The sequence below is a fragment of the [Clostridium] ultunense DSM 10521 genome, from assembly GCF_000511955.1.
In the GTDB taxonomy this organism is placed as follows: Bacteria; Bacillota; Clostridia; order Tissierellales; family Tepidimicrobiaceae; genus Schnuerera; species Schnuerera ultunensis.
Genome location: NZ_AZSU01000002.1, coordinates 1 through 7,568 on the forward strand (window position 1 = coordinate 1; position 7,568 = coordinate 7,568).

Consider the following 7,568-nt stretch of genomic DNA (forward strand, 5'->3'; position numbering starts at 1 on the left):
GGTTCCGAGTGGAAGGGCCATCGCTCAACGGATAAAAGCTACCCCGGGGATAACAGGCTTATCTCCCCCAAGAGTCCACATCGACGGGGAGGTTTGGCACCTCGATGTCGGCTCGTCTCATCCTGGGGCTGGAGTAGGTCCCAAGGGTTGGGCTGTTCGCCCATTAAAGAGGCACGCGAGCTGGGTTCAGAACGTCGTGAGACAGTTCGGTCCCTATCCGTCGTGGGCGTAGGAAATTTGAGAGGAGCTATCCTTAGTACGAGAGGACCGGGATGGACAGACCGCTGGTGCATCAGTTGTTTCGCCAGAGGCACAGCTGAGTAGCTATGTCTGGAAGGGATAAGTGCTGAAGGCATCTAAGCACGAAGCCCCCCTCAAGATAAGATTTCCCACCTAAAAAGGTTAAGACTCCAAGTAGACCACTTGGTAGATAGGCCTAGAGTGTAAGAGTAGCAATACTTTTAGCTAATAGGTACTAATAAGTCGAGGGCTTGACCAGAAATATAATTTACTGTTTATGACCTAACGTAGCGAATGCAAGTGATCAAAAGTTAAGTCAAACGCAATGAATTCCCAAATCTATGTGAGCGATAGCGAGCAAATAGATTTGTGTAGCGAGACTGCGTACTCAATGTAGCAAACCAATAGAGTTAAGTCGAAGCAACAAAACCATAATAAAATACTATAAAAAAGCTTTACCCCATTTGTGAATGCTTTTGGAACAAATGGATGGTATGTCAAACCAATGAATATTTGGTGGCGATGGCGAGAGGGGAACACCTGTAACCATACCGAACACAGAAGTTAAGCCTCTCAGCGCCGATGGTACTTGGGTGGTAACGCCCTGGGAGAGTAGGACGCTGCCAAGTACATAGATAAAACCTCTACTTCGTAGGTCGAAGTAGAGGTTTTATTATTTTATAAAAACTTAAATTAGCTATATACATATATTAATGATATAATCAAATTACAATCATTAGTTGTTGTATATGGGAGTGTATTTAAATGTCCAAAAATAATTTTAGTTTATCTACAATTGCAAATTCATTATCTATAGGGGTATTAATAGTAGATGATAAAGGGAAAATAGGTTTTTCAAATAAAAAAGCTTTAAAAATACTGGATTTGGATTGTGAAGGCATTTTAAACAAAAAAATATCTGACATATTTTCTAGTTTACAAGTAGAAGACCTGTTAAAAACTAATATAAAATCTACACCATCTATAATAAGATATAATGACACGGACATTATTACAGTAGTGAAAAATATTATCCATAATGGGTCTAGTGAAGGAATTTGTATTATATTTCAAAAATTAGATGTTTATAAAAAATTTATTAGACAATCAGATGATGAGATAGAATCAGCATTCCTACTAAAAGCATTGATGGAAACTACTAACGACCCTATTGTTTATGTAAATAAGGAAGGTTATATCGAATTATTTAGTAAAGCCTATGCAGAATTTTTAGAAATAAAAGTTGAAGATGCCGTTGGTAAACATGTAACAGAAGTTATAGAAAATACAAGGATGCATATAGTTGTAAAAACTGGGATTCCAGAATATGAAGAAGTACAAAAAATTAAGGGAAAAAAGATGATTGCAACGAGGATTCCAGTATTTGTTAACGGAAAAGCGGTAGGGGCTGTAGGGAAAGTTTTATTTAGAGATATAGATGAACTAAAATACCTATATGAAAAGGTAAGTAAAATTGAAAAAGAGTTAAATCTTTATAAAAATGAGTTTAAGATGGTAAATAAAGCTAAATACAATTTAGACCATATAATAAGCCATAGTAAATCAATAGATAAACTAAAAGAATTTACAAAAAAAATCGCACAATCTAATTCTAACGTTTTAATTCTAGGTGAATCGGGAACGGGAAAAGAGCTATTTGCTCATGCTATACATAATAACAGTAAGAGAGCAAACTCTCCTTTTATTAAAGTAAATTGTGGTGCAATTCCTTCTGAATTATTAGAATCAGAACTATTTGGATATGAAGAAGGCTCCTTTACAGGAGCTAAAAAAGGTGGGAAAATCGGAAAATTTAAAGCTGCTGATGGAGGTACTATCTTTTTAGATGAAATAGGAGATTTGCCAATGAATATGCAGGTTAAACTTTTAAGAGCTATTCAAGACAAAGAAATAGAAAAGATAGGCTCTAGCCATCCAGAAAAAATCGATGTTAGAATTATTGCAGCAACTAATAAAGATTTGGAAAAAATGGTTGAAGAAGATATGTTTAGATTAGATTTATATTATAGATTAAATGTAGTAAATATAAAAATTCCTCCTTTAAGAGAAAGAAAAGAGGATATAAATATTTTATCTAAATTCTTAATTAAAAAAATATCTAGGAGAGAAGGTATAAGAGTAGACAAAATATCTGATGATACATTGGAATATTTGAAAAGATATAATTGGCCTGGAAATGTTAGAGAATTAGAGAATATACTCGAAAGGGCTATAAACTTTTTAGATGGAGAAACAATAATAAAACCTAAACATTTACCTTCTAAAATTACAGGAATAATGGAAGATAAACAGATAAAAACCTTAAAATCCGCTCTGGAAGAGGTAGAAAAACGGACAATAATAGATAGTTTAATGATAACTAATGGGAACAAAACATTAGCTGCAAAAGAGTTGGGTATTAGTCGTACAAGCCTATATGAAAAAGTATCAAAATATAAGATTGATATATAATGATAATTTTTTAACATTAATCAGAATTTTCAGAAATATTAACACTTAAATTTGACTAATACATTAATTGTACTGAAAACCGCACAGTGCTTTGTATATATTTGACATATTTTGTACGTTAATCTTTACACTTTAAATGATATGATAAAGCTTAATATGAAATCAATAAATAATTCACTATAAATTATGTATAAGGATAGATGTTTTCCGATGGAAAACATCTATCCTTATTTTTTGAAATGTGATTATATCAATGAAAAAGGCAGATCTTTTTAAAGTAGTTAAGAAAGACGGATGAGGTTTAACTTTAATGGCATTGAAATTGCAAGAATGATTTTTCAAATCTAATTTAATTAAAGGGAGGGTTTAAAAATGTTAAAAAACAAAGTATGTATTGTTACAGGAGCTGCAAGTGGTATCGGATTAGCTATTGCAGAAGCTTTTTCAAAAGAAGGAGCTAAAGTAGTTATGGCCGATATAAATGAAAAAAAGTTGAAAGAAGAATCTATTAGAATTGATGCAGATTATTTAAGAGGAGATTTGAGCAAAAGAAAAGATTGTAAAAAGTTAGTGGAATTTACAGTAGAAAGATTTTCAAAAGTGGATGTACTTGTTAATGTGGCTGGAATTCAAACTGTTTCTACAATTGAAGATTTTCCTGAAGATAAATGGGATTTCATGGTCTCGCTAATGTTAACTGCTCCCTTTTTGTTAACAAAATATGTGTGGCCTACTATGAAGGAACAAAATTGGGGAAGAATTATAAATTTAAACTCAATACATGGATTGGTAGCATCAGAATTTAAAGCAGCATATGTTTCTGCTAAACATGGACTTAGTGGATTAACCAAAACTGCTGCCTTAGAAGGCGGTCAGTATGGTATAACTGTAAATTCTATTTGTCCTGCATATGTTAGAACGCCATTAGTAGACAATCAAATAGATGACCAGGCAAGATCCCATGGTATATCTAGGGATGAGGTTATCGAGAATATAATGTTACAAAAAGCAGTGGTTAAGAAATTAATTGAACCTGAAACTATTGCAGAAGTAGTTAAGTTTTTATGTTCAGAAGCAGGATCTCATATTACAGGATCTACAATGACTATTGATGGTGGCTGGACTGCAGGTTAAGTAGTTAATAATAAAATATTTAAAATAAATTATAGGAGGAAATAGTCATGTTAGGTATTATTATTGGATTAGCATTATTGATGTTTCTAGCTTACAGAGGATATTCCATTATTTGGGTAGCTCCAATTACAGCAGCAGTAGTTGCATTATCAGGTGGCCTTCCATTGCTTGAAACCTATAAAGAAACTTATATGGCTGGATTTGTTGGATTTACGAAATCTTGGTTTCCTGTATTTATGTTAGGAGCCATTTTTGGGCATTTAATGGACTATACTGGAGCAGCTAAATCCATAGCTCAATGGTTGACTAAGGTATTTGGACCAAAGAGAGCTATATTAGGGGTAATAATTGGTTGTGCAGTATTAACTTATGGTGGCATAAGTTTATTCGTAGTAGTATTTGCAATGTATCCTCTAGCATTGGAATTGTTTAGGGAAGCTAATATTTCACGAAAACTTATTCCTGGTTCAATAGCTCTTGGTTCTTTTACATTTACAATGACAGCTGTACCAGGAACACCACAGATTCAAAACTTAATCCCAATAGATTACTTTAACACAACTCCTACAGCAGCACCAATAATGGGTATTGTAGCAACTTTATTCATGTTTGGTTTAGGATATGCATATCTTTCGTGGAGAGAAAGAAAACTTACTGAAAAAGGCGATGTATTTACCGAACCAGAAAAGAAGACAGAAAACAACGGAGAACATTTAACTGATTTACCTAATCCATTTATAGCATTTTTACCTTTACTGTCTGTAATATTAACACTAAACCTTTTAAAATGGGATATAGTGGTTGCATTATTATCTGGTATAATTTTGTCCATGCTCACTAATCTAAAACTTTATAAAGGGTTTACCAAAACTATTAGTTCTGGGGCAACTGGATCTATTACAGCTATTATTAATACAAGTGCTGCAGTTGGCTTTGGTTCAGTTGTAAGAGCAGTGCCAGGTTTTCAAACATTAACAGACTTGGTCCTTGGGATAAAGGGAAGTCCTCTCATTTCTGAAGCGCTAGCAGTTAATATATTAGCAGGGGCTACAGGATCAGCTTCAGGAGGAATGGGGATAGCTTTAGAAGCTTTAGGGGACAAATATTATCAGTTAGCTTTGGAAACAGGAATTAGCCCTGAAGCATTCCATAGAGTAGCATCTTTGGCTTCCGGTGGTTTGGATACACTCCCTCATAATGGAGCAGTATTAACCTTGCTAGCTATTACAGGTATGACCCATAAAGAATCCTATATAGATATTTGTGTAACATCCTTAATTTTGCCAATATTATCATCAATACCAGCTATTATTCTTGCTAGTCTAGGAATTTATTAATAATGTGGATTAGAAAGGAGGCTTATAAAGTGAAGTTAGAGAATATTAAAAAAGTCGGAATAGCAGGGGCGGGTACCATGGGTTCTGGTATAGCCCAAATATTTGCAAGAAAGGGATATGAGGTAGTAGTAACAGATATAAAAAAGGAATTTCTAGAAAACTCAAAAAAACTAATCTTAATATTCAATAGTAGTCTAATTGAAGAAGGTTTAATGATTGAATCAGAAGCTAAAAACATTGTAAAAAATATTAATTACTCCTTAGATAAAAAAGCTTTTTCAGACTGCGATGTAATTATAGAAGCAATTATAGAAAAGATGGATATTAAACAACAATTTTGGAGAGAAGTAGAAGAAATAGCTAAATCTGATGCCATATTTGCAACTAATACTTCCGGTCTTAGCATTACAGAGATATCTAAGAAGTTAAAAAATAAAGGAAGGTTTATAGGAATGCATTTTTGGAATCCTCCCCATATTATACCCTTAGTTGAATTAATTAGAGGTGAAGGAACTAAAGATGAAACAGTAAATATATTATTAGAATTAGTCAAGAGAATAGATAAGGAACCAGTAATTGTTCAAAAAGATGCTCCAGGATTTATTGGAAATAGAATACAGTTTGCTGTATTTAGAGAAGCATTAAATATAATAGAGCAAGGAATTGCTACCGTAGAAGATGTAGATAGAGCAATGAAATATGGACCTGGATTTAGATATCCTATAATTGGACCTTTAGAGACAGCAGATTTAGGTGGACTAGATACTTTTTACTATATATCCTCTTATTTATTTAGTGATCTTAGCCATGTAAAAGAACCACAAGAGGTATTAAAAAATCTAATGGATAATAACCAGTTAGGGGTTAAGTCTAAGGAGGGTTTCTATGATTATGCAGAGGGGAAGGATGAAGAAGTCATTAAAAGGAGAGATAAAATGTTTTTCAAAATGCTAAAACATATACACAGTTTCAGATAATAATTAAAACCCTCATTTTTTAATATTGAGGGTTTTAATTATTTAATTCGAAGAGACTCAACAACAAACTTAATATATTTCATTGTTTTTTTAATAGCTTCATCATAATTAACTTTTCCTTTTATTACTTGAGCCAATATACCTTCATATAAAAGAGTTCCCATTTCATTAAGGGTTTCAGCGTCTTCTTTTCTTATAAATCCTTCATCAATACAATCATTTATAGTGGCCATGCCCCTTTCATATATATTATGTTTCAATAACATTGTAGAAATGCCTTTTAATTTTGGCCCTAATTCCTCAGGAAAGATTTTATAATAGTCAATAATATAATCTTCTAAATCTTTATCTAAATCTGCAAAGAAGATAGCGTAATATATTTCAGGATTTTTAAATGAAAAATGACAAAAACACTCCCATACCTTTAAAAATCTATCCAAAGCGTTTTTTGCGCCTTTTAAGTATTCAGGTAGAGCAAGAGAATAATCTTTTATGTAACGCATAGCAGCAAAAAGTATTAAGTGATCTAAGTTTTCAAAATAATTATATATGGTAGCACTATTGTAACCAGCTTTATCTGCTACCTTTCTAATTGTAACTTTATTAATGCCTTCTTCTTTAATAATTGCATCTGCTGCATCAATAAAATAAGTCATAGTTCTTTTTCGTTGAATATTCTTATTAACCACAGCTATTATCACTCCCTTTCAAAAATTTATTTTTAATATACTATGTATAGCTTTGTGTATCATATCACAAAATATATAAATAAACAACAAAATAACATAATCATGATTGAAATATAAACATGATTATGTTATTATACAATTAACGAAATTTATAATATTCCATCGAGCATTATTAATTTCTATAACTTTATAATAAGTAATTGCGAAACTCTTTCTAAAAACTGAATAATAGGAATATAGATCCTTCAAAAAAAGAGTTTCAAGAATGGAAAGTGGAATCCAAGTGAAAGTTTAGCGAGAACTAAAAGTTGTTCTTAAAAAAGGGTACACAAAATAAAGGTATCAAATTTCTAGAAAAATGAATATCTAAAATAAATACCTAAGCAATTAATGGTTTTAAACTTCTGATGTACTCGTGCTTATGTATTTTATCAGCAAGGACAACAGTAATTAATTGTGTGATGCCTGCTAGTAGTAAATCGGCATGAATGGTTTTCTCATTTTGGGTTTTACGTCCAGCAATACAGAAACTTTCTTTAAAATGATTTATGGACTGCTCTACTACTGAACGGATTTTATAAACTTTATCCCATTCTTCTGTATCACGAAGAGTCCCTGGATAAGCACGAAGATCCTTTTCAGGATAAACGTAGATCATTCTTCCACAAGGTGATGAAGTACAGGGATTGTCACAAAAATGACGTCTTCGAATATTTACC

Annotated in this window: 5 protein-coding genes, 2 rRNA genes and 1 pseudogene; 6 read left to right on the forward strand and 2 right to left on the reverse strand. The window is 32.4% G+C overall.

The features are described 5' to 3' along the window. From CUL_RS0102765 to CUL_RS0102790, 6 genes are all read left to right on the forward strand, one after another. Positions 1-499, forward strand: a 23S ribosomal RNA gene (locus CUL_RS0102765); the annotation flags it as partial. Between the two features lie 253 nt (positions 500-752). Beyond that, positions 753-869: ribosomal RNA gene (rrf, locus tag CUL_RS0102770) — 5S ribosomal RNA — on the forward strand. A gap of 136 nt (positions 870-1,005) precedes the next feature. Continuing rightward, positions 1,006-2,712 carry a sigma-54-dependent Fis family transcriptional regulator gene (locus CUL_RS0102775; RefSeq protein ID WP_025640436.1) on the forward strand — a complete coding sequence of 569 codons (1,707 nt, stop codon included), beginning with the start codon at positions 1,006-1,008 and terminating at the stop codon, positions 2,710-2,712. 372 nt (positions 2,713-3,084) lie between these two features. Continuing rightward, positions 3,085-3,846 (forward strand): 3-hydroxybutyrate dehydrogenase, encoded by a 762-nt coding sequence (locus tag CUL_RS0102780; RefSeq protein ID WP_005589171.1) that lies wholly within the window; start codon positions 3,085-3,087, stop codon positions 3,844-3,846. Positions 3,847-3,893: 47 nt separating this feature from the next. After that, positions 3,894-5,183 (forward strand): GntP family permease, encoded by a 1,290-nt coding sequence (locus tag CUL_RS0102785; protein WP_005589169.1) that lies wholly within the window; start codon positions 3,894-3,896, stop codon positions 5,181-5,183. Positions 5,184-5,212: 29 nt separating this feature from the next. Then, positions 5,213-6,160 (forward strand): 3-hydroxyacyl-CoA dehydrogenase family protein, encoded by a 948-nt coding sequence (locus CUL_RS0102790; RefSeq protein WP_025640437.1) that lies wholly within the window; start codon positions 5,213-5,215, stop codon positions 6,158-6,160. A 38-nt stretch (positions 6,161-6,198) separates the two neighbouring features. Here the strand turns inward: CUL_RS0102790 and CUL_RS0102795 are convergent, their stop codons facing one another. Both CUL_RS0102795 and CUL_RS16535 read right to left on the reverse strand, forming a co-directional pair. Next, positions 6,199-6,849 (reverse strand): TetR/AcrR family transcriptional regulator, encoded by a 651-nt coding sequence (locus tag CUL_RS0102795; RefSeq protein WP_025640438.1) that lies wholly within the window; start codon positions 6,847-6,849, stop codon positions 6,199-6,201. Positions 6,850-7,317: 468 nt separating this feature from the next. Further along, positions 7,318-7,568, reverse strand: a pseudogene (locus CUL_RS16535) (ISNCY family transposase); the annotation flags it as partial.